At 31.6% G+C, this 23,799-nt stretch carries 25 protein-coding genes; 23 read left to right on the top strand and 2 right to left on the bottom strand.

Annotated elements, in window-relative coordinates; genetic code table 11:
- Positions 1–147 precede the first annotated feature (147 nt).
- Entirely contained in the window at positions 148–639 is a 492-nt protein-coding gene (locus tag DWZ69_RS02635) for a helix-turn-helix transcriptional regulator (protein ID WP_118024997.1), read from the bottom strand.
- Between the two features lie 165 nt (positions 640–804).
- Here DWZ69_RS02635 and DWZ69_RS02630 point away from each other — a divergent pair, with 165 nt between their 5' ends.
- The 14 genes from DWZ69_RS02630 to DWZ69_RS02570 all read left to right on the top strand — a co-directional run bounded on the left by DWZ69_RS02630 (position 805) and on the right by DWZ69_RS02570 (position 14,144).
- Positions 805–1,005 carry a DNA-binding protein gene (locus DWZ69_RS02630; protein ID WP_117900690.1) on the top strand — a complete coding sequence of 67 codons (201 nt, stop codon included), beginning with the start codon at positions 805–807 and terminating at the stop codon, positions 1,003–1,005.
- A gap of 3 nt (positions 1,006–1,008) precedes the next feature.
- Positions 1,009–2,061 carry a site-specific integrase gene (locus tag DWZ69_RS02625; RefSeq protein WP_118024996.1) on the top strand — a complete coding sequence of 351 codons (1,053 nt, stop codon included), beginning with the start codon at positions 1,009–1,011 and terminating at the stop codon, positions 2,059–2,061.
- 167 nt (positions 2,062–2,228) lie between these two features.
- Complete coding sequence (locus tag DWZ69_RS02620) at positions 2,229–3,566, top strand: virulence-associated E family protein (RefSeq protein WP_118025088.1); 1,338 nt, start codon at positions 2,229–2,231, stop codon at positions 3,564–3,566.
- A gap of 367 nt (positions 3,567–3,933) precedes the next feature.
- Positions 3,934–4,179, top strand: a complete 246-nt coding sequence (locus DWZ69_RS02615; RefSeq protein WP_118024995.1) for a complexin-2 — start codon at positions 3,934–3,936, stop codon at positions 4,177–4,179.
- Between the two features lie 349 nt (positions 4,180–4,528).
- The gene (locus DWZ69_RS02610; RefSeq protein ID WP_118436078.1) at positions 4,529–5,614 is read left to right on the top strand and encodes a plasmid recombination protein; all 1,086 of its coding nucleotides are present in this window, start codon (positions 4,529–4,531) and stop codon (positions 5,612–5,614) included.
- Positions 5,615–5,626: 12 nt separating this feature from the next.
- Positions 5,627–5,785, top strand: a complete 159-nt coding sequence (locus DWZ69_RS12040) for a hypothetical protein (protein ID WP_158573352.1) — start codon at positions 5,627–5,629, stop codon at positions 5,783–5,785.
- Positions 5,786–5,923: 138 nt separating this feature from the next.
- Positions 5,924–6,532, top strand: a complete 609-nt coding sequence (locus DWZ69_RS02605; RefSeq protein WP_118024993.1) for a hypothetical protein — start codon at positions 5,924–5,926, stop codon at positions 6,530–6,532.
- Between the two features lie 165 nt (positions 6,533–6,697).
- Positions 6,698–7,171 carry an ASCH domain-containing protein gene (locus DWZ69_RS02600; protein WP_118024992.1) on the top strand — a complete coding sequence of 158 codons (474 nt, stop codon included), beginning with the start codon at positions 6,698–6,700 and terminating at the stop codon, positions 7,169–7,171.
- Between the two features lie 10 nt (positions 7,172–7,181).
- Positions 7,182–8,063, top strand: a complete 882-nt coding sequence (locus DWZ69_RS02595; RefSeq protein WP_118024991.1) for a hypothetical protein — start codon at positions 7,182–7,184, stop codon at positions 8,061–8,063.
- Between the two features lie 9 nt (positions 8,064–8,072).
- Positions 8,073–9,365, top strand: a complete 1,293-nt coding sequence (locus tag DWZ69_RS02590; protein WP_118024990.1) for a DNA cytosine methyltransferase — start codon at positions 8,073–8,075, stop codon at positions 9,363–9,365.
- A gap of 17 nt (positions 9,366–9,382) precedes the next feature.
- Positions 9,383–10,429, top strand: a complete 1,047-nt coding sequence (locus DWZ69_RS02585) for a hypothetical protein (protein WP_118024989.1) — start codon at positions 9,383–9,385, stop codon at positions 10,427–10,429.
- 1 nt (position 10,430) lies between these two features.
- On the top strand, positions 10,431–10,976 hold the full coding sequence (locus DWZ69_RS02580) for a hypothetical protein (RefSeq protein WP_118024988.1): 546 nt from the start codon (positions 10,431–10,433) through the stop codon (positions 10,974–10,976).
- Between the two features lie 261 nt (positions 10,977–11,237).
- Entirely contained in the window at positions 11,238–11,987 is a 750-nt protein-coding gene (locus DWZ69_RS02575; protein WP_118024987.1) for a hypothetical protein, read from the top strand.
- 168 nt (positions 11,988–12,155) lie between these two features.
- Entirely contained in the window at positions 12,156–14,144 is a 1,989-nt protein-coding gene (locus DWZ69_RS02570; RefSeq protein WP_118024986.1) for a reverse transcriptase domain-containing protein, read from the top strand.
- 374 nt (positions 14,145–14,518) lie between these two features.
- Here DWZ69_RS02570 and DWZ69_RS02565 read toward each other — a convergent pair whose 3' ends face one another.
- On the bottom strand, positions 14,519–14,950 hold the full coding sequence (locus tag DWZ69_RS02565; protein WP_117998457.1) for an AsnC family protein: 432 nt from the start codon (positions 14,948–14,950) through the stop codon (positions 14,519–14,521).
- 100 nt (positions 14,951–15,050) lie between these two features.
- Here DWZ69_RS02565 and DWZ69_RS12035 point away from each other — a divergent pair, with 100 nt between their 5' ends.
- The 9 genes from DWZ69_RS12035 (at position 15,051) to glpK (ending at position 23,686) form a co-directional block, all read left to right on the top strand.
- Complete coding sequence (locus DWZ69_RS12035; RefSeq protein WP_158561026.1) at positions 15,051–15,215, top strand: hypothetical protein; 165 nt, start codon at positions 15,051–15,053, stop codon at positions 15,213–15,215.
- Positions 15,216–15,338: 123 nt separating this feature from the next.
- Positions 15,339–15,533, top strand: coding sequence for a hypothetical protein (locus DWZ69_RS02560; RefSeq protein ID WP_117998453.1), 195 nt, complete (start codon positions 15,339–15,341; stop codon positions 15,531–15,533).
- A 284-nt stretch (positions 15,534–15,817) separates the two neighbouring features.
- Positions 15,818–16,846 (top strand): SpoIID/LytB domain-containing protein, encoded by a 1,029-nt coding sequence (locus DWZ69_RS02555; protein ID WP_118436076.1) that lies wholly within the window; start codon positions 15,818–15,820, stop codon positions 16,844–16,846.
- 63 nt (positions 16,847–16,909) lie between these two features.
- A complete protein-coding gene (locus tag DWZ69_RS02550) occupies positions 16,910–17,689 on the top strand; it encodes a peptidoglycan DD-metalloendopeptidase family protein (RefSeq protein ID WP_117998442.1) in 780 nt (259 codons plus the stop codon).
- Positions 17,690–18,099: 410 nt separating this feature from the next.
- Entirely contained in the window at positions 18,100–18,609 is a 510-nt protein-coding gene (locus DWZ69_RS02545) for a sigma-70 family RNA polymerase sigma factor (RefSeq protein ID WP_118436074.1), read from the top strand.
- On the top strand, positions 18,606–19,295 hold the full coding sequence (locus DWZ69_RS02540; RefSeq protein ID WP_117998433.1) for a hypothetical protein: 690 nt from the start codon (positions 18,606–18,608) through the stop codon (positions 19,293–19,295). Before DWZ69_RS02545 ends, DWZ69_RS02540 begins: the two co-directional genes overlap by 4 nt.
- Positions 19,292–20,272: a hypothetical protein gene (locus DWZ69_RS02535; RefSeq protein ID WP_118436072.1), complete on the top strand. Its 981-nt coding sequence runs from the start codon at positions 19,292–19,294 to the stop codon at positions 20,270–20,272. The genes DWZ69_RS02540 and DWZ69_RS02535 overlap by 4 nt, the downstream gene beginning before the upstream one ends.
- Positions 20,273–20,282: 10 nt before the next feature.
- Positions 20,283–21,908 (top strand): serpin family protein, encoded by a 1,626-nt coding sequence (locus DWZ69_RS02530; RefSeq protein ID WP_118436070.1) that lies wholly within the window; start codon positions 20,283–20,285, stop codon positions 21,906–21,908.
- A gap of 287 nt (positions 21,909–22,195) precedes the next feature.
- The gene (glpK, locus tag DWZ69_RS02525; protein WP_118436068.1) at positions 22,196–23,686 is read left to right on the top strand and encodes a glycerol kinase GlpK; all 1,491 of its coding nucleotides are present in this window, start codon (positions 22,196–22,198) and stop codon (positions 23,684–23,686) included.
- Positions 23,687–23,799 lie beyond the last annotated feature (113 nt).

Raw genomic sequence — 23,799 nt, 5'->3', positions numbered from 1 at the left:
CGAAATTTTCGGGGATGCCTTTTTTTCGTTCTTACAAGATGAATTTCAGAAAAGTGTCGTCAAAAGTGTCGTCAAAATTCACCTAAAAGTAAGAATGAGGACTTGTTGCAAACAAAAAAGAACTCCGAATTTACTCGGAGTTCATACTTACCATCTTGTAATTTTCTTTACATCTGCAGCCCTTTTTGGATCTTTTTTGATTTGAAGTTGAGCTTCAATAAAACTATCTACATCACGTCTGCCTTCATCAGTTAGCTGATAATAATTAGTTAAATGTTCATCTAATTTAGGCATACTTTGTTTTCCAAACAATTCCATTAATGGATAAAGAGAATTCTTTAAATAAGTTTTGATTCTGTTTCCGTCCAGAACTTTATCAAATCCATGTGGAAGCTCAGGTAATATAATCTTGCTTTCATCGGACCAGTTTTCAGCTTTGAGGGCTGAATCGGAACATATGTCAGAAACTTCAACATTAAGGACATTAGCTATTCTAAGTGCAAAGTCAAATCTGATAGCAGTGTCTTTTTGAATAATAGAATAAAGTGTTGTAGGGCTGATTGTGGTTTCTTTTGCCAGCCATCTTACACTTTTTTTCTGTTCATCAAGGATTTTTTTTAGGTTTTTTCCATCACCCATTTGCAGGTACCAACCTTTCTAATTTTTTATATAGTATAACATAGTGTACGAAAAAAGTACACTATAAATAAAAATAATTACGAAAAACACTTGACAGTACGAAGTTCGTACATTATAATGTGGACACAACCGTACGAAAAACGTATGCAGAAAGGAGATGGGTGTATGATATATGAAAAGTATTTATTAGATGTAAATGATGTTGGAATGTTACTACATTGTTCTAACAGTCATGCATATAGAGTTATAAGAGATTTAAATAAAGAACTTGCTAAAGGCGGATATCTTGTAGTTGCAGGAAAAATTCCGAAAGCCTATTTGGAGCAGAAATTATTTGGATTAAAAGAATCAGAAAAGGAGAACTAAGTGATGGCATTTAAAGACAAAGAAACAGGAAAATGGGTTGCGCAATGGTATGAACCTAATGTTTATGGTGTGAATAAACAGAAGAAAAAACGTGGATTTAAGACACAAAGAGAAGCAAAACAATATGAATGTGACAGAAATCTAAAGAAGCAGGGAAATCTTCAAATGAGTATGAAAGTATTTGTGGAGCAGTATTTTCAGGATAAGGAAAATGAGCTTAAATCAAGAACAAAGCAAAATAAGAGATATATGATTGACAGTTATCTTATACCATATTTTGGAGATATGAAAATGTCAGACATAAAACCTGCACAGATTATAGCATGGCAGAATGAAATCTATAAAAAGAATCTATCGGAATCATATATGAGAATGATTCAAAACCAGTTGACGGCTTTATTTACGCATGCAACAAAAATCTACGACCTGACTAATAATCCATGTAAAAAGGTCAAAAGAATGGGAAAAGATGATAAGCGAAGCTTAACCTTTTGGACTGTTGACGAATATAAGAAGTTTATAAGTACGGTTGACAAATTAGACAGATATTACATCATGTTTGAAATCTTATTTTGGACAGGAATAAGAGAAGGTGAGCTGCTTGCTTTATCAAAGTCGGATATTGATTTTTATAATAACAGAATCAATATTTCAAAAACTTATTTTAGGGCAAATGGTCAGGATATGATAACAACACCTAAAACAGAGCAGTCTGTAAGAGTTGTTGAAATTCCGGTTTTTCTAAAAGAGGAAATAAAGGAATGGTGCGACAGACAATATGGATTACCTGATAATGTAAGGTTATTTCCGGTAGGATGTCGGGCAGTACAAAATAAAATGCGCAGACAAATAGAAAAAGCAGGTGTTAAGAGAATAAGGGTCCATGACTTGCGACACAGTCATGTAGCATACCTTATTGAAAAAGGTGTGGAACCATTGCTGATTAAAGAAAGGTTAGGTCACAAAGACATAAGAATTACCCTTAATACATATGGACACTTGTATCCTAATAAAGCGAGAAGTGTCGCTGATTTAATTGACAATAATCATAATTAAAGCCCCCGGCACAAAGCTAGGGGCAGGTTGTAACCGGGAAGATTCCCTTGCTACATTTAACTGACAATTGAATTATAGCAAGTGTTTCTTCCGACAACAAGAGGTTTGTTATTAAAATTTAAAGATTAATAATTATATGTTAGGAGGAAATTGCTATGAATTATTACATGAATAATGGTTCCTCTAATGCAGAGGAAAATAATAAAGAATTAAATAACGAAATTAAGGCTGTTTACGAAAGCCTTGAAAAGAGAAAGGATGGTACAACAAGACAGACCATTAGTAATGCAATTATTGTATTGGAAAATGACCCTGAATTTAAAGGGGCAATTAAGAGAAATGAACTCTCATGTCAGACAGACATTGTTAAGAAAATGGACTGGCGCAGACGTTCTAAATCATTTACGGATACAGATTTTAACAACATTCTTCTCCGTATGGAAAAGAGATATGGAATTACCAGAGATAAGAATGTTAAGAGAGCCGTTGATATAGTTAGTAACAACAATCATTACCATCCCATTATTGAAAAGCTTGAAGGTCTTGAATGGGATGGAGTTGTGAGAGTAAGACATCTTCTTCCAAAATATCTTGGGACAGAGGAAAGCGATTATATTTACGAGGCTACAAGAATAATGATGATGGGAGCGGTACAAAGAGTATATAATCCCGGATGTAAGTTTGAATATATGGTCTGTTTAGTTGGCGGACAGGGAGCAGGAAAATCCAGTTTTTTAAGATTTCTCACAATGGAAAACGAATGGTTTTCAGATGATTTGAGAAAACTTGATGACGAAAATGTATTCAGAAAGATACAGGGACACTGGATTATTGAAATGGCAGAAATGCTTGCAACCTGCAACGCAAGAAGTGTTGAGGAAATAAAGTCATTTTTAAGCCGTCAGAGTGAAACATATAAGGTTCCCTATGAAACACATCCGGAAGACAGACCAAGACAGTGCATATTTGTGGGTTCGTCCAACAATGCTGACTTTTTACCTTTTGACAGGTCAGGTAACAGAAGATTTATACCTGTATTTGTTGATAAGGATAAGGCAGAGCATCATCCCCTTGAAGATGAGAATGAAACAAGAAGTTATATGGAACAGTGTTGGGCAGAAATCATGGACATGTATCACAGGGGTGTAAATACAAAACTTGTATTTAATAAGGAACTTACGGAAGAATTGATTGAAATGCAGAAGAACTGTATGCCGGAAGACACAAAGGTTGGCATAATTGGAAATTTCCTTGAAACAACGAAAGAGGATTATGTATGTTCCTCAATGATTTATGAACTGGCATTTCACCATGAAAATGAAGAACCTAAGCCTTATGAATCAAAAGAAATCGGAGCAATTATGAGAAATGAATTTTCAAATGATTGGGAATCAATATCAACTCATCGATTTAAAAAGTATGGAACCCAGAGAGGATGGAAGAGAAAACATATTGATGAATTTGTGGAAGTAGATGAAAATGTTCAGCTGCCTTTTGATGTGTAGAATTGAAACTTCACGACATGATGTCGCAAAGTAAAAGTTAGTGACATGATGTCACTTCCTTTTGGAGTTGGAACCTCGGGACCTGAAGTCACGAGGCTGAATATTACAGGAGTGCAAGTGACAGTAAGATGTTTAATATTTGTAAACAGTGAATGTAAACAGTCTGAGATTTTGGAAATGGCAGTTAATTTGTAAACAGTAACACTGACTGAAAAATCGGACTGTTTATATGAAAACAGTGAGCAATCCTTTTATTTACGGGAAATATGGATTTAATGTAAACGGCAAACTGTAAACAGTGATGAGAAAACTAAAAAAATAAATTGTTTTATTAGGTGTTTACAATTTGGGTTAGATTGGAGAAAAAATGGAAAAGAAAAATAAGAAAATGATGATAGATGAAGATTTGTTCAGAATGCTGTATCAGTATTTTATTTATGACAGAGAAGATTTGCGTGAGGAAATCAGTGAAGGACTGGTTGAAAAGATGGACAGGCTTATTACTAGAGATTTATATACGAAGAGCTTAACGGCTGGTACGGATGAAGAAAGAGAGAGTAACAGGGTAGCTTATCTTAATCGTAAAGGAATACCGGAGGATTTCCGTTGGTAGTTGCCTTTGATGATTAAGACCTGTGGGTGACACCCGCAGGTAATGGTAACATCAAGCCGGTTATAAAAACGACGGAAAGAGAAAACGGATTGGATGTTACGTCTGCTCACACATAAATATTTTATAAAACGGTGAGCAAAATTGATGCCGTAAAGGTAGCAGTTAAAGCCCTCGGCAGAGCCCCCGCAGTTGTGTCTATGACAGAACTGCTAGGGGGTTATCAATTATGGCAGAGCCAAATTGATAAGATCCACCCGTTTTCAACAGCCTCGGGCAGACTACTAAAGACTAACAACGTGCAGGTGTCACCGCACGTATCAAAACAATAAAAGAAAAAAGGAGTGGGATTATGGCAGGATTATCATATTCAGCACACCTGAGTCAGAAGAACAGTGCCATTAACAGTAAGGCAAAACTCTCAGGTGTTGCAAAGCACAATTTACGAAAGTACCGCTCCTTGGAATACGATAAGGAGAACATTGTAATTTTATGGGGTACGGATAAATTAGTGCAGGATGTAAAAAAAGTATATAAGGAACAGTTTGACGAAGCAGTCAGGGAATACAACAAAAAGCAGACAAGGGACGACAGAAAGATTGATGATTATTTTGAAAAGACTGCAAAGTCAAACAAAGACATGGCAGTGGAACTTATTTTTCAGATAGGAGAAAAGGAGTTCTGGGATAAGAATCCTGAAAAGCGAAGAAGGATGGATGCAGCCTTTAAGGAAATGCTTAATCTGTTACAGAAGGAAGCACCAAACCTTGTTGTAGCAAATGCTGTGGTACATTATGATGAGGCAAGTCCACACATGCACGTGGTGGCAGTTCCCGTAGCTGACGGATTTAAAAAGGGAATGTCAAAGCAGGTATCAAAGCGAAAAGTATGCACAAAGGAATTTCTTGAAAAAGTACTGCAGGGCAGAATAAGAGAATATGCAGAGGGCAGGTCATTCATATGGATTGGAGAATTTCTGAAAAGAAAGGAAAAAGGTCGCAATAATGATTTGGCAGTTAAGAAATATAAGGTAAAAAAGCAAAATGAAAAATATGAAAAAGCAGTAAAAGAGGTTGAAAATCTGAATAATGAAATCCTTAAAAAGACTGCTGAAAAACAAATCGCAGATAAGAAGCTGGAGGAAACATATAAAGAAATAAAAGAAGCTGATGCCGTGGCACAATGGGGAATAAAAGACATTAAGGAATTTGAAAATAAGGTGGCAAAAGGTCCGGAAGAGCCTAAAGGACTGATGAGTGCAAAATCTTATAGAGAAAAGATTGTTATGCCGTTTCTTGCAGGCTTAAATAAGATATTTAAAAGAATAGTTAAAATGGCAAAAAGCTGCTTTGCAGAATCAATAGAATTGAGGAAGAAATTGGAGCAGGCAAATGAAGACAGAGAAAGGCTGGCAGAAGTAAACGAAACTCTTAGATGAAGAGTAAAGTGCATGGATCAGGAGATTGATGAAAAAACTGAAAGAATCTATGAGTTGGAAGAGTCAGAGTTTATACTGGAATATTTTAGAAGATTTGTTAGGAATGAAGATTATGAAAGGATTGTAGAGATGGGGAAGGAGGAAAGAGAGAATAAAAGATTTACTCGTTAGAAATACGATAGTTCTAGTACAAATGGGACTACTAAAGGTAGTTGGTTTGCAAAAGAATTATGTTTATTTGGAGAGGGTGTTATGATAAAATGTAGATATATTTAGATTATACAGAATAAAATTATTGAGGTAATAAATATGAATAAAACAAGCGAATGGGGAAAAAAAGTTATAAATAAAGCATTGGAATATGCAAATTATGAATGGTATGCTACGGAGAAAAATGTAAAACATGGAATAGATAGTAATGGTATAGAGGTTGATTCGCCTGATGTCACATGGAAGGGAGAAAAACTTAATTGTGGTTGGTGGAAAGTTAATCAAAAGAATATAGGAATTCCATATGGATGGGGATTAGATTCTACGTTAGAGGAGTTTGAAAATGGACTTGATTCAGGAAAATATGCAGGCAATGTACCAGAGGACAAATCTAGAAGAATAAGTTACGATTGTGTTGGAGTTGATTGTTCAGGTCTGCTGACTATATGTTGGAATTTACCACAAAAAATTTCAACAAGAGTAATACCTGATTATGCTAATATTGTAGAAAGAATAGAAGAGATACAACAAGGAGATGTATTTGCCAAAATTGGAAGTCATGTTATGTTCTTTAAAGAGTTTGCAAGTGAAGATCAAAAAGTAGCTGTTATTATTGATGCTACTAGAAGTACAGGTAAAGTTTCTGTGCGACAAGAAAACGTTGAAGAGTTATTGGGCAAAGGATATAAAATATATCGAAAGAGATAGTGAAATTGGAGTATGAGTTGAAAAGAAGCAAATTATATAAGAATAAGTTTCGAATTGATACTGGATATATGAGGTGAGTGCTTTGTGGAAAAATAGAACTTGCGTTCGAAAATACTATATAATATAATTAAAGTATGTATTTTACAAGGAGAATAATTTTTTGTTATGCGAACAATGTTATTAAGCTTTAAACCTAAATGGTACAACTTAATTAAGGATGGAAGCAAAATATTTGAATATAGGAGAACATTTCCAGATGAGGAAATAATGGCTTATATGTATGTGAGTAGTCCAATGAAGCAAATCGTTGGAAAGATCCGTTTAGGACGAAAAATTGATATTAATACATGGAAAGAAAAGTATAAAGATGATGGTGAAGTTTCTGAAAGAATAGACGAATATTTAGAAAAACACACATATGCGATGCCAATATTGTCTTTTCAAATGACCAAAGAAATTAATTTAGAAACTTTACGAAAGTTTGATTCAAAATTTGTATGTCCACAAATGTATTATTATTTAGAAAATTATCCAAAATTGTTTGAATTTATAGAGACAAATGCTTCAGAAATAGGTAAATTAAAAGTTAATTCATTTGATAAAATTAGTAAAGAAGATATATGTAGACAAGAATACTAGGAGGTACATTATGGGAGATTTTGGCGATGCAGAAAGAAAAATTTTATCTTTTATGGTAGAAGGAACCGAATTTGAGTTTGAAGATAGAAAATATGTAGTTGAATTATCAGGAAAACCAACGTGTCATAAAGGAGAGCCGAAGACAGATATTTATGTTTTGGCAAAATCATCATTAGATGAAAAAGAAATAAAAATATCATATAAAAAGGAAAATGCAGATTTTATAGAAAATAAAATGAGCGCTGAAAGAGCAGAGCAATTATTTGGAAAAAATTGGGCAAAGATTATTGAAGATTCAACCACATCTATTATGAATAGATTTGAAGAGAGAATGTTAATATACAAAAACAAATTTAAAAGAACCGAAAAAGGTGCAATAACACTAGGATGGAAATTTGAATTATTAAATAAAATCAGTGGTGATTTGTCTGGAAAAATGAAGTTAACGGAGGATCAAGTAATTGATGTTTATGCAGGAAGTAATTTAGCAGAAGATAAAAGAAATGCTATGGTTAATGGAAAAGTAATCAAGAATAGTGGTGTTGCAAATTATTTATTAATGGATGAGAACATTAATTCGGCACAGGATATAATTGATAAGATGATTCCTATAAAGGATTATGTAAAAATGCATCCTGATATTTATTTTGCTTGCAAAGCACTTAATTATAGATCATTTGCCAAAAAATGGGATGGTAATAGACCACTTTCTGTACAAGTAAATTGGAGTGCTAAACATAATAAATTAATTCCTGAGTTAAGTTTTGACCATCCTTTAACTGTTAAAGGAAATGAGGTCGCGAATAGATTAATACACTATATGAAAACGTTGAATATAGAAAATACAGATGATATTGATGAAGACAATGCAGGAACAGATAGAATAAGTTGAGGAGAAGACATGGCTGTTATTTTAGAAGAGCGTGGTAGAGGTAAATTTAAGCCTGCACCAGAGTATAATGTAAATGAAGTTAGAGAATTACTTAATAAGAAAATAGAAGAAGAGAGAGAAGCATTTGAAAATTGCAGTGAAGAAATTGAATTTGACAAACTTAGCTATGATTCTAAAAAGTGGAATTTAGTATCATTATTTTCAGGATGTGGAGGATTAGATTTAGGATTTGAACTAGCAGGATTACAAGCAGTGATGGGTAAGCCTGTAATGGAGGACGCGTTTAGAGATAAAAGAGTTTTTGATGAAAATATTAATAACAATGTCTTTAATACAATATATGTAAATGATATCTTTGACGAAGCGAGACAAACCTATGCTCAAAATGCTGGCAAATATATTTATATGGACAAAAGTGATATAAGAAAAATTAAAGAATTTCCAAAAGCAGATATTGTGTTAGGTGGATTTCCGTGTCCGGGATTTTCAGAAGCTGGTCCTAGATTAGTAGATGATAAAAGAAATTTCTTATATTTGCATTTTATTCGTTGTTTGATGCAGAGTAAACCTAAAATATTTGTTGCTGAAAATGTTAAGGGAATGATGACTCTTGGAAAAGGAGAAGTATTTAAACAGATTGTTCAGGATTTTGCAGCAGCTGGGTATAAAATTTATCATAAACTTCTCAATTCAGCAGAGTATGGAGTGCCACAGATTAGAGAACGAGTAATCTTGGTTGGAGTAAGGAATGATATAGATTTTGAATATGTTCATCCTGAAGCTACACACGGATATAATGTTGATGGATTAGAAGAGGTTGTAACATTACGTGATGCTATAGGAGATTTGGAAGAAAATCCAGGTGATTATTTTGTTGGATCTTATTCAACTATTTTTATGTCACGTAATAGAAAAAAAATGTGGAGTCAGCCAAGTTTTACAATTCAAGCATCAGGACGACAGGCACCTATACATCCGGGTGGAGAACCTATGGCAAAGGTAGGTAAGGACAAATATATATTTAGTGATGGAGAAGAGAATAATAGAAGATTGTCAGTTAAGGAAATTGCAAGAATTCAAACATTTCCAGACTGGTATGAGTTTAGCAGAGGTACAAGTAATAGAAACGCAAATTCGAAACTAGATTTAGTTTATAAGCAAATTGGAAATGCTGTACCGGTAAGATTGGCATTGGCTGTTGCAGAACCAATAGCAGAATTTGCTAAAGAGCAGTTGGAGAAGGAAGAAAAAGCATATGTAGTTGTTCATAATGTTGGAGAAGATAAACGAATGATGGCATAATAATGAGGAGGAAAAATATGGAAAAAATACAAAGAGGATTGCGTATATCAGCGATTGTAGAGTTTTTTATTGCAGTAGTTTGTGCAATAATAATTTACTTAAATAAAGAACAAATAATTAATATACAATTGGAAAATATAAAAATAGTTGCATTATTAGCCATTACTTTGTGCTTATTAGTTATAATAGAAGAGATTATCCTATTTGTTTTTGCTGGGGTAAAAATTGTAAAAAAAGGGTATCATAATATAAAATATTGTGATGATGAATTATTTGCTGAAATAGATAAGTACACGTATTGTTATAAGGAAAGTAATCTTTATTATATAAACTTAATAAGAATTATAAATTTGTACTACAGAGAAGGAGGTCCAATCGACAAATTAGAAAAAGATAATCAGATTGAAAAATTATTATTAAGAAATGATTTTTTACATAAGCAAAAAAATTTGTATGAGGATGTTATAAACTTGTTTAATTCATTTGCTATTTCAATAATTGTCGCTTTATTAGGAGGGAAGTTAACAGATGATAGTGGGCGGCTTGTAAAGTTAGTGGCAATGATATTTATTATAGGGTCTTTTTTTGTTATAGTTTTTGCCAAATATGTGTATCGAGGACAAGGAGGAATTTGTCTAAATCAAGTATATGAATATGAGATTTCTAAATTGGAAGAAAAAATATCAAAGTTAGAAAATAGACTTATAATATCTAATGATAATGAAAAATACATATATACTCAATATGTTGCATTAAAAGAATTAGTAAGTAAAAAAAATAAAGATAGAAAATATAAAAAAAATAATGCAATATTGGAGGATATTGACGAATTAAGCAAGATTGATTTATGCATGGAAAAAGCAGAAAATATTTATGATAGAAAATTATATATTAATGAGAAGGAAATATATTTGGCATATAAGAAGAATAATGAGGAATGTATGGAGGAGACATTAGCAAATGAAGAATTTGAAAAATTATATAAAATATTATCAAAGTATAAAATGATAGATGAGAAGAAATTCTTGAAAGAGGAAAGTACACAAAAAATGGAGAGAAAATGAAATGGAACAGATTGTTATGTTTGTAATACAGAGTATAATAACTATTTTAGGATTTGTTATAACGTATTTGGGAATTAGATTAAATTTAAAAAATGAATTAATGAGTAGAAAGACAGGGTTGCATATAGATAGAATGACGGAGATTCCATATACAATATTAGACCTTATGAATAAGGGAAACGATAATAAAAATAAGGTTGAAAATGTTACAGTGGAAGATTTTAATAAACTTTTAACTACAATATATGCATATGGTTCACAAGACGCAATAAGAATAACTGCACTTTTGCAAAAAGAGAATTATTTAGAAGTCTTACAAGTGAATAAATATAGGATGTTAGCAATATATCCATTGTTGGCAAATCAGATAAAATATGATATTACAGGAATTGCTATTACTTCAGATTTTTGGTTTGACATGAAGATTAATGACTACAATAAAGATAAAATAATACATAATGCTTTAATAGAAGAAAATAATAAGTTAGTTAGAAAATTAAAATTAAATGAAAGGTTTTATATTGGTAAAGACAAGGTTATGAAATAGTTATATATGGCTTAGAGAGTAGTAATGCAATATAAAAAACAGGTATAATAAAATGGTATTGACAAAATGTTACAAAAGATGTAGCGAGAGTAGTAGAATTTTATGATTTTTTAAGCATACATTGGATAATGCTAATTAAAAATAAAATCGGTAAATAGAAATATTTTTCCACTAGAACAAATAGAGTGGCAAAATGAATATAAAACTTGATTTTAAGTAAATATATGCAGAAAAATATTAAGAATAGATGGGAGTATAAATTTGAATAGATTCATACCAATTATTAGGACGGATAGAAAGAGAGAGATTAATAAGTATAAAAACTTAAATTATTTTATTGCAGACGAGAAAGAATATCGCTTAATAGACAGAATAAGGACTTTACAACCAAAGTGTACTTTCGATTTTGGAGTAGAAGCAAATAATAGAGAAATATATTTTTATATTATTAAAGATGGTTCTAATACATTTTTTTCGATTTACGAAATATATGAGGAACTATATAATATAGCAATTCGTGAAGGAAGTAAATTTGTTATTGATATATTAAAAGAACAAGCTAACATAAAAATTGAAGAGAAAGAGAACAGTAAAACCAAAGAAAAACAAATAGTAAACCAAGAAAAATTTATGTATAGAGGGGTTGAATATTACATAAAAAAAACTGTGGAGATAGACAAAGAAAAAGATGGAAAAATTAATCCAAAAGACAGTTCTGTTGAAATTACATATCAAGAATTTTTTACGTTAATAAATTTAATACAGGAAAAAAGTAATACATTATTTCTATGGAGAGAAAACGATAAGACATATGTTAATGGACTAATGAGATTACTTATTGTATTGCTTTCAAATAATGAAGATATGGAAATATTATTACAAAAAGGATGGAAGTATGATGAGGACAATGAAAAATATATTTTAGATGTAAAGAGAGACAAAGAAATAAATAAAAGTAAGTATTATTTGACAGAAGATGATTATAATAATATAATTAACAAAGAATCCTAGCATTCGTCTATGACGAAGAAGGTAAATAAATAGTTTTTTTTCGAGAGTGGTTAAAGAGTAAATAAATCATTACACCCGCTTTAACCGCTCGCAGCGTGGCTCGCTGAGCGTGCATAATGATTTATTTACTCTTTAACCACAGTAGGATTCTTTTTTTTAGGAGAAATTATGGAGTATACATTATTAGAAAATATAAAAATTACAAGACCAATATTATTTTTGTGTGGACCGTATTATAATAAAAATAATAAAAGCGATAGAAGATTGATTTTACAAGAAAAAATATATGAAATACATAAGAACAAATTTTTGCCATTAGTTATTGATGATTTTTTGACAGAAAAAAATATAAAAGATAATACCATTGATATTCAATTGATGGAGGAAATCTGTGCAGCAGTTTCTGCTCAAACATATATTTTTTTAGATACAATGTCATCAGCAGCAGAATTGGGAATTTTTGCAAATAGCGCTTTTTTTAATAAAATAAAGGTATATATTCCCAAAAAAAGCGATATATACAACAAAAGTAATGTTGGATATTTTGTTCGAGATGTTGTATTAATGAAACATTCAGACAAAATAGAGTGTTTAGAATACAGACCTGCAGTTGAAAGAAATGCAATTGCCACAGATTATATTTTAGAATATTATAAGTTTGTAAATAATCAATTACCTAAAAATATCGAGGATGATATTAGAAATGATGAAATATTCAATGAAAGTGATGAACATTTTATAGAATATTTAGATTCTAATATGATGCCAGATAATCCTTATCAAATATGTTACCAAATAAGGAATAATAAAATTGATGTTAATATATCAATAAAAATATTATTCTATATAACTATATCGGTAATTTCTATTGAATATAAGAATGATATAAAAGAAAAAAATTTTTCTGTATTTGATATTAATAAGATTATTGAACAAGTTAAGAGTATAATTATTAACTCTCTTTCAGAAAAGACAAATAAAGATTTAAATACAATTGATGAAATTAATATAAATACTGTTTCAAAACATAAAATAGAAAAAATAATCCAGCATATTGTAAAGTTTGCGCATATATATTATTTATATTCACAGTTTCATTCTGTTTATTTAATGGAAAAACCAATAGGCAAAATTATAAGGAAAATAGAAGTGGGAAATCATCCATATACATTGTTACAATTATCCGATAGTCAGTTGGATTTGTTACAGGATATAAATAATGACAAAGATAAATATTATGAAAAAATTGTAATTGAAAAAAATAAGAAGAAAAGAGAAATTATAAAATATATAAATAATAATGATGGAGATAATGCTAAGAAAATACATGAATATATATTAAAAAAAATCTATAGTTATTATAGATTTAATGATAATTCATATGCATATCAAAAAGGGAAAAGTATAAAAGAGTGCGTTAATAAACATATCGAAGGAAAAAGTTTTATTAAGTATGACATAAAAAAATTCTTTGAAAGTATAAAGGAAGAAAATTTGTACAAATGTTTAGTAGATATATTTGGAATAGATAAACGTTTTATTGGTGCGTTGAAAAGGATATTTAACAGTTGCTTTTATGAAAATACATTGCCTTTGGGACTCACTTTATCTCCTGTTTTATCTGATATGTATTTAAAAAAATTTGACGATACAATTTCAAGGCAACTAGAGGAAAAAGGGATTACATATAGTAGATATGCTGATGATATTATGATATCTAGCAAAGAAATTATAGATGAAAAATTATATCATGAGATAAACAAAATGGTAACAGATGAATTAGTGAAAGTTAATCTAATATTGAATGTTAAGAAAAGTGTTTTTGTAACTTTCAATAGTAAATGTAATTTTATTAGATACGTTGGTGTAAATATTGTACAGGGGATTAATGGCAATTATTTGTCAGTTGGAAAGAAGTATATATATAGTATTGCAAAAGAATATTTAAAATATATGGACAAAGTAAATGTTTTAAATAGTGAATTATCCAGTGAATCTGATGAAGAACTAGAAGAATTAAAGAAAAATGTGTTTTATAGAAGAATGGCGATTATCGGAAAAGTATCTTTTTTAAAACAGATAGAAGGTGATAAAGGGTGTAAGAGATTAAAGAAAAGGTTAGAAAAATATGTGGATATAGATTTAGAAAAGATTTAGTGAAGGATATTATTTAACTTAGTCGTCAAACAGTCGTCATTTTTCTTTGCAAATAGAAATAATGACAGCACAGACAACCAAAATAAGCAGGAAATGCAATGAAAACTAAATAAAAAACACTAAACAATGATGAGATAATTTCGTGAAGGTGGTAGAACAGTAGGTTCAGGTAAGGTAGCTACAATTATCGAATAATACGATATAATGGCGAATAGCCTATAAATAAAGGAACTTAGGGGATTTCCCTAAGTTCCTTTTCTTTTAGTGGTACTAAAATGGTACCACTTTGTTTGACTTTTTTTCTTTAGTGCCATTATTTTAGGCTCTTTGGCAGTTACCTCTCAACTTATCAATTCAATCGACGAATCAATTTCTTAAAAGTTTGAATTATCGTTAGAATCTATTCTTGCAAATAGATCTGCCAATATTTTATAAAATAAAGAGTATTGAGAAAACTTATATTTCATTACTGAGTTATCGTAATAGATTTTTTCATACATTTTTATTTCTCCATAGGAAGGATCATATATTGTTAAATTACATATTTTATGCGATGTTAGATATAAAGAATTAGTAGCAAGCATAAAATTATTAGGTTTTGCAATGTTTAAATGACTTAAAGGAATTTTTAAAGTCATTCCAGAATAATTATTTACAATAATTTGTTTCGTATGTTTTATTCTTCTGTAAACGGTTGATTCGCTTAAGGATACCTCTTCTGCTAAAACTTTAATAGTTCTGCCTTGATTATGTTTATAATATAAATAGAAACATTCGTTAATATCATGTGATTTATTAGTTTTCACTGTTTTTTCCTCCTAATGATTTATATAGGAATATAATTGTTAAATATTGTAAAATAACACCAAAAGCGTTACTTTATGTATATACAGGAGGTGTTTGAAGATGGAGAAAATAGTAATATTACCTAAAATTCCGATATCAGTAAATACTGCAATAATGACAGATGAAGAAATTCACGAAAAGTTACAAAGAGGCTACACAGATGCAGAAGCAGGTAATGTAAGAAGTGCTGCAGAGGTATTTGCAAAATTTAGGGAGAACCATTAGATGGAATATAATGCAGTAATTACAGGGTAAGTAGAGTAGGACATGGAAGAATTTTATAATTGTTTACATAAAATTGATAAAAAGATATAATTAACATAAAATTTTATAGAAGGTAGTATAAAGATGAAAAGCAATCAGGATAATTATATAAGAGAACTGAATAAAAATCATGTTATGTTTTTCAAAGAGTTTGCAGGTGAAGATAAAAAGAAGGTTATTATTATTGATGCAACCAGAGGTACAGGAAAAGTATCTGTGAGACAGGAAAATATAGATGAGTTATTTGATAAAGGCTATAAAATATATCGAAAGAAATAGATAGGGAATTATTAATAAAAAAGAAAGCTAATTACTAATTTTCTTAACAACCTTCAAAACAAAATAAACCTGTCTTTGTGTTATACTTAAATCAACATAAAGGTCGGACAAAATTAAATATCGAAGCTACACTGTAATGTGGGATGTTAAAGGCAAGGGCGTCGGTAATATTCAAATTTGCAGTTAAAGATAAAATTGCTATTTCATTGTTGTGATGGGGTAGCAATTTTTTGTAATTTATATTTTAAAAAATCATATAATATAAAAAAATACTTTAAAAAATTATGGTCAAAAAATATAAATGGATTTTGATTTTTTTGATTGTATTTCCAGTTATAATAACAGTAATAGTGAAAATGGCGAATAAAGAAACAACCGAGAGATTCAAAAGTGGACGAACTGTTATAATTGAAAATGACGGATATACAATAAAAATGGATGTAGAGGACTTTATACCATGTGTTTTAATGGCACAGATGGAGAAAAGCGAGTTTTCCAGTGAGTTAATAAAAGCACAGAGTGTTGTGATTAGAACGTATATATATTATTGTATAAAAAATTCTCAAAGCATTGAGGCTACGCAACTGGGTTTGTCGTATATTCCATACTGTAAGTTGGAAGAAATTTGGTACAGAAAGTTTTGTGGCGAAAAAGCAAATACTCCTAGAGGATTTTTTTATAATTTAACAGGGCTTGGTAAAAGCAGGTGCCTGGAAGAAAATCTCCATTACTGGGATAGCATAATGAAGAGTACGAGAGGGAAAGTTTTAAAAAGTAACGGAAAAATTGTTCTGCCTTTGTTTCATTTGACTAGTAATGGCAATACCAGAAGTGGCGAAAAAATATTGGGGCAGGACTATGGTTATCTAAAGGAGGTAGCGTGTAAAAGTGATTTGCAGAAAAACGATTATATAGGCATAAAATATTTTACAGTAAAAGAGTTTATAGATACTCTTAACAAAAATGGGATAGTGGTATATAAGGATAAAAAAGAGAAGTTTGACTATTCCAAAATGGATTCAAAGGATCTTCTTAATATTATTAACTGTAAAAATGTTGATGAACAGGGTTATTTATTATGGGCAAAAATTGGTGATACGAAAATAAGTGGGGATTTATTTGCTAAGGCATTGGGGCTTCAATCAACCAGTTTGCAAATTGATGAGTGCGAAAAGGGAATTAGAGTTACTACAAAAGGCATAGGTCATGGCTTTGGAATGAGTTTATCCTTCGGGAATCATTTAGCGAAGGAAGGGGCAAACTGGAAAGAAATTTTACGAAAGTTTTATGACTGTTCTATAGTAGATAATTGAAAAAATCTTCATTTTTTGAATAACTTTCATTTTACAGGTCATACTATCAGTGAGGTGATAAGTATGGATAAGAAATTTATAACTGCAGTTATTGTTTGTGTTGTAGCATTAACGGCTGTGGCAAGTGGAACATATTTCATTGGTCAAAAAGGCAGGGACAATGTTGTAAATTTAAGAGAAGCAAACAATGACGCGACAACGGCAGAGGAAAATGTTAAGGTAGCTCAGGACAAAATTCAGGAAACTACTGAAGGTGACAGAGTTGCTGATGATAGCACTTATAGGGGAAGTACAGAAGGTGAAACCGAGATTGTAGCAAACAATCAGGTAGTTGAAGCCAACACAGAGTCAAATGTAAAAGAAGATGAATACATGTATGGTTTGTCATCTGAAGCTGCGGCTCAAATTAAAAAACTGAAATTTAATAAAAACAGTCAGTTGTTGTGGCCGGTACAGGGAAATATTGTAATGCCTTATGATATGGAAAGTACAGTGTATTTTTCAACTTTAGGTGAATATAGAACTAATCCGGGAATTGTAATTGGTAGCAAAAAAGGCGAGCCAATTAAAGCAGCAGCGGATGGGGTTGTGACAACTCTTGATGAAGATGAAGAATTGGGAATTTGCATAAATCAGGCGATCGGAAACGGCTACATTGCAACTTACGGTCAGGTTATTAATCCGGAAGTCGCAGCAGGAGATTATGTTGAAGCAGGTCAGACAATTGCGTATGTTAATGAACCAACAAGATACTATTCAAAGGAAGGGGACAACATTTATTTTGCAATCGCAAAAGATGGAAATCCAATAGATCCTTTAAATTACATTAATTACGAAGATTAAGTGCCATAAAAAATTATTTGTAAAAAAATATTTGTAAAAAATTCTATATGTCGACCATAAATGTAAGATTACAAATCTTTCATTAGTGGTCGGCATTTTCTGTTATAATACATTTAAGTGAAGTAAGTTTTGCATAACAAAAATGAAAAAACAAAACCAAAAGTTAGTTCTATAAAAAGAAAACAGAAAAAGCAAAACCAGAAAGTAGTTCTGGAAAACGAAAAAGGAAAAAGCAAACCAGAAGTTAGTTTTGCATTCAACCACCCTAAAATTTTTTTAAAACAGTGAAAAAACAAAAAAACAAATGGAAAAAAACAAATGGAAAAAAATGGAAAAATTTTTTGAAAAAAAAACATTTCAGAAAAACGCAGGATTATTATGTATAGAAGCTTCAAAAAACGGAGGAATAAATGATAGCGCTATATTTAGCATTAGTAGATGAAGAACAAAAAGACAAGTTTGAACAGGTATATTACAAGTATAGAAATTTGCTATATTACATAGCTTATGAAATTTTGCAAAATGAAAGAGATGCGGAAGATGCAGTTCAGGAAGCGTTTCTTCGTGTGGCAAAAAACATAGCGAAAATTTCTGATACATATAGCAGTGAAACGAAAAATTTTGTGGTGTTAATTACAAAAAGAGAAGCTATGAAAATATACAACAAACGAAAAAAGAGAGATGAGGACACAGACATTGAACTGGAAAAAGTGAGAGTTTCAGAGGCGAAAATGGTTAATGTTGTTAAATTTGCCATTGAGAAAATGCCGTACAAATACTCGTCTTTATTAACACTTAAGTATGTGATGGGATATTCGGGAAAAGAAATAGCTGAAATCACAGGTTTAAGTGAAACAAATGTAAGGCAACAACTTTTTAAAGGAAGAAAATTGTTGGAGTCTATGTTGGAGGAGGAATGAAAGTGAAACTAAATGATGACGTATTGAAACAGGCACTTGTTTTACATAATCAGGAGACAATGGAGCAAATTTCTGACATTATCAATACGCACAATTTTTCTTATAGATTTGAAAAGAAAATAAGAAGAATAAGTAGGGCGCAGAAGAAGTTTGGCGGAAACATGATAATGGAAAGGTGTACAAGATATTGTTCAAAAATTGCAACTTTCGTTTTATGTTTAGTTGTTGTCAATGTTACTTTTGTAAAAGCTTTTGACATAAATTTGTGGCAGATGGTAGTTACACAAACTGAAAATTTTATCAATGTGGACTTTACACAAACTGAAAATGATAATAGTAAGGTTGCAAAAGGAAGCAGAATGATGATAAGTAGCACCCCTGACGGTTACAAAAAAGAAAGCGAGTATTTTTCAGAAGAATTGTCGGTTCAACATTTTGTAAGTGACAGTGGAACGATTAGTTATACGGAAAGTTTGGTAAGTGACACAGCTAAGATTAAAGCAAAAGCTGAAAAAACGAAAACTGTAACAGTAGGTGCCAAAGAAGTTTTGATATCTTTTGGAGCTGAAAATATAACTGCCATGTACACTGATGACAAATATTGTCACACAGTTGAGGTACAGGGAACAGATGCAGACGAAGAATTTGTCATAAACATTATTTCTGAACTGGAGGCACGAAAATGAAAAAAATTACAGGACTAATAATATTTTTGCTGGCATTTACTACTGTTTTTACTTTTTCATTTGACAGTGTAAAAGCAAAAGAAGCAGGCACTAGCAAAGTACAGAGCAATGCCATAAAAATAAAACTAATAAACAGTTATGTTGACACAAATACTTCTGAAATTGTTATAAGAATAAAAAACAAGAATTCAAAAACAATACAGTTAAAAGGTATAATGCTAACTGACAGTGAGAACAAAAGGTACAAACTACCTTCTAATAAAAGCAAAATTCCAAAAGGGAAGACAGAGTATACAAGTATTCCTTTAAAAAAAGAAGCTGGTCAGTATAAATTAAGTTTTATTTTCAATAAGAAAAAAGTTGTTAAAACAATACCTTTAAATGTTGAAAAAGTCGTGCCGTCGGAAAATGACAAAAAAACTGCCAGCAACATTAATAACAATAATGGTAGTGACAAGAATAATAGTGGCATTGGTGGTAACGACAATAATAGTGGTGATATTAATAATGACGGAAATGGCGACCAGAATAATAATGGTGGCATTGACAACAACGGTAATAATGACAAGAATAATGACGGTAACAATAATAAATACATCCCAGCTAATATTACCAACAAGGACATAACAAATACTAAATCCAAACAACATTTAGGTCAGATCCTTTTAAACAGGGATTTTCGAATTGACAAAAAAGGAAAAAGCAATATTGTTATTTTTTCGGAGAACAGCTACAAAGATACATACAAAACAAAAATAAAAGTAATAATAAAACGGAAAAACAAAAAAGGATTTAAAGTATGTAAAAAATATGTTGAAACGAAAAAAAGCAATATAGCTTTTATAAATAAAACTTTTAAATTGAAGAAAAAAGGAAAATACAAAATGGTTGTGAAAATAAGCAGATACAAGAAAACGGTTAAAGGAACAGTGAAAGAGAGCAGCACGTATGCATCAAATACTGTAAAATTCAAATAGGAGGTATCGTATGAAAAGAACAATGAAAAAAATAACGGCAATGATAATAGTGGCAGGCATGCTTTTAACTGTAATGCCATACGTAGGCTATCAAAATGTAAATGCCAAAACTACAACAACAAAATGCCTAGCAAACAAGGGAAGCAAAACGAAAACTACAACAACAAAATGTCCTGTAAACAAGGGAAACAAAACGAAAACTACAACAACGAAATGCCCAGCAAACAAGGGAAGCAAAACGAATAAGATATATCTCTACAAGTCAGGAACTAAAAGTAGCAAAAAAACTAAAACCATACGAGTATATCAAACAAAGCAGCTTTATTTTAAAGGTATGGGGAAAGCAAAAAAAATCAAGTGGAAAAGCTCAAAGAAAAAAGTCGCAAAAGTTTCTAAGCAGGGAATTTTGACAGGGTTAAAAACAGGTAAGACAACAGTAACAGCCAAAGTCAAAAAGACAAAATACCAGATTAAAATAAAAGTTAAGAAACCATTGAAAATCAAGGGGGAGAGCGTGGGTGGTTCTCAGTTGAAGCAGGGCATATTTATTAATGACTACTATGCTTCTGATAAAAATACATTAATAAGTCCTACTTCAATAAACATGGCTCTTGGAATGGTTCTTAATGGAGCAAAAGGAAATGTTTTTTGTCCTAGCAATGTAGAAAGAAACCAGCAGGTTTATGTAACTCCCAAAAGTGAAGTCGAAAAATATCTCGGAAATAAATTAGATAAATACAACGATTATGCTAAAAAAATAATGGACGCAAAAGATAACTCCACGTTAAAAATAGCGAATTCAATATGGCACAAAAGTGGAATTAAACTAAGTGATACTTTTGAAAATGCAGTGAAAAAATACTACTATGCCACAACTAATGAAATTCCATTTGACAATACAGGGGCGGATCAAATTAACAAATGGGTGAATGACAACACAGATGGCATGATTGATAAAATCATAGATAATATTGACAAGAGTGCCTATGCATACATATTAAATGCAACGCTTTTTAACGGAAAGTGGACATGGAAATTTGACACATCAGATGTTAAGAGCAAAAAATTTAAAAAATTTAACGGAAAAAAAGTAAACGTTGAAATGATGGAAGAGGAAAGCAATAGTTATTACGAAAATGACTATGCATTAGCTTTTGAAAAAACTTATGAAAAAGATAAGAAATACTCATTTATTGGTATATTGCCAAAAGCAAAAGGAAGTTTTAAACTGGAAAACCTTAATATTGAGGAACTTTTGAAGAAAAAGAAAAAAGATCAGGTTCAAATAGGAATTCCGAAATTCGAATATGCCTGGAAGAATAATATAAAGTCTTCATTAGTAAGTGCCGGAGTAAAAGAAATTTTTAACAAATACATACCTGCATTAAATCCAATGTTTGATGACGCAGATTCGAGTAACAAATATGTGGATGAGATAATTCATAGCACAGCCATTGAAATGAATACTGACGGAACGAAAGCGGCCGCCGTAACTGCAGCTGTTGCTAAAGCAACATCAATTAGAACGTGTTCAAATAAAATACTGCTGGACAGACCGTTTGCTTACATAATAAAAAATAACAAAACAGGAGAAATACTTTTTATTGGAAAAGTAGTTGATCCAACATTGAAATAGTAAAAAGGCGCATTAAGTTGCGTCTTTTTTTGTAGCAAAAGCCTGACAAGCGATATCGTGCTTGCACGAAATATCATTTGTCAGGCGTAAGAACATCGAAAAGCTATGCTTTGAGATGCCTGCTATCTGCAATCGAGTAGGAGTCAGCCTACTCGATTGACCACAGATATATTGTAAACTTCTTGTAATAGTGCCATAAAAAAGATAAAATAGAAGAGATATTATTGTACGGAAAATAATGAAAATATAGAAAATAAATGAATAAAATTACATACATGGAGGACAAAATGGGAAAGTACATAATGGCGCTTGATCAGGGAACAACAAGCTCAAGAACAATTTTATTTGACAAAGGAGGCAATATAATTTGTCAGGCAAATAAGGAATTCGAACAGATATTTCCAAAGGCAGGTTGGGTTGAGCATAACCCAGAAGAAATTTGGATGACACAGGTTTTAACAATGGGAGAGGTAATGCGAGAGGCAGGAATTGACGGAACTGACATTGAAGCAATAGGCATTACAAATCAAAGAGAAACAACCGTTGTGTGGGACAAAAACACTGGGAAACCAATTTACAATGCAATTGTCTGGCAGTGTAGAAGAACTTCTGACATTGTGGATAAATTAGTGGCAGATGGACTGACAGATACAATAAAAATTAAAACAGGACTTGTACCTGATGCCTATTTTTCGGGAACGAAAATTAAGTGGATTCTTGATAACGTAGCAGGAGCGAGAGAGAAGGCTGAAAAAGGCGAGCTTCTTTTTGGAACAATTGACTCATGGCTTATGTGGAAATTAAGTGGCGGTGTAATTCACGCAACAGACTATACAAATGCAAGTCGAACCATGATTTATAATATCAATGATTTAAAGTGGGACGAAGAGTTGCTTGAACTGTTAAATATACCGAAATCAATGCTACCAAAGGTTATGCCGTCAAGTGGAATTTTCGGGTACACAACAGCGGAACTATTAGATGCAAAAATCCCAATAAGTGGTGTGGCAGGGGACCAGCAGGCAGCTTTGTTTGGTCAGTGTTGTTTTGAAAAAGGTGACGTAAAAAATACATATGGCACAGGGTGCTTTTTGCTTGCAAACACAGGTGACAAAATTGTTAAATCAAAAAATGGATTAATCACAACAATAGCCGCATCAACAGATAAAGTTGAGTATGCTTTAGAGGGCAGTGTATTTGTGGCTGGGGCAGCGATTCAGTGGCTTAGAGACCAGATGCATTTGGTTGACAGTGCAGCAGAGAGCGAGGATGTTGCCTCAAAAGTTCCGGATACAAACGGTGTCTATGTAGTTCCCGCATTTACGGGGATGGGTGCTCCATATTGGAAACAGGATGCAAGAGGCATGGTAGTTGGAGTAACAAGAGGTACAAGCAGAGAACATTTTGTAAGGGCAACTTTGGAGTCTTTGGCATATCAGACTAACGATGTATTACAGGCAATGGAACAGTATATGGGACAGCCAATTAATACAATAAAAGTAGACGGCGGTGCCTGTGCTAACAATCTGTTAATGAAGTTTCAGGCAGATATTTCCCAGAAGAAAGTTAAGCGACCTTCAGTGATAGAAACTACAGGGCTGGGAGCAGCATATTTGGCAGGTTTAGCCACAGGTTATTGGAAAAACAAAGAAGAGATAAAAAGAAACATGTCAATAGATAAGGAGTTTGTTCCACAGATGAGTAAAGAAGACGTTCAGGAAAAACTAAAGGGCTGGAACAAAGCTGTAAAGTGTGCAATTATTTATAGTGAAGAATAAGATAAAAGTAAGACCGGATTGTTGTTTTGACAATAACAATCTGGTCTTATAAGTTTTTAATAAAATGACTATATTAATGATACCATATGCTGATATAATCAGAACAGATATAA

Origin of the sequence: Eubacterium sp. AF34-35BH, from assembly GCF_003477765.1 — a bacterium.
Taxonomy (GTDB): Bacteria; Bacillota; Clostridia; order Lachnospirales; family Lachnospiraceae; genus Eubacterium_G.
This window is presented reverse-complemented; position numbering and strand designations above follow the sequence as displayed.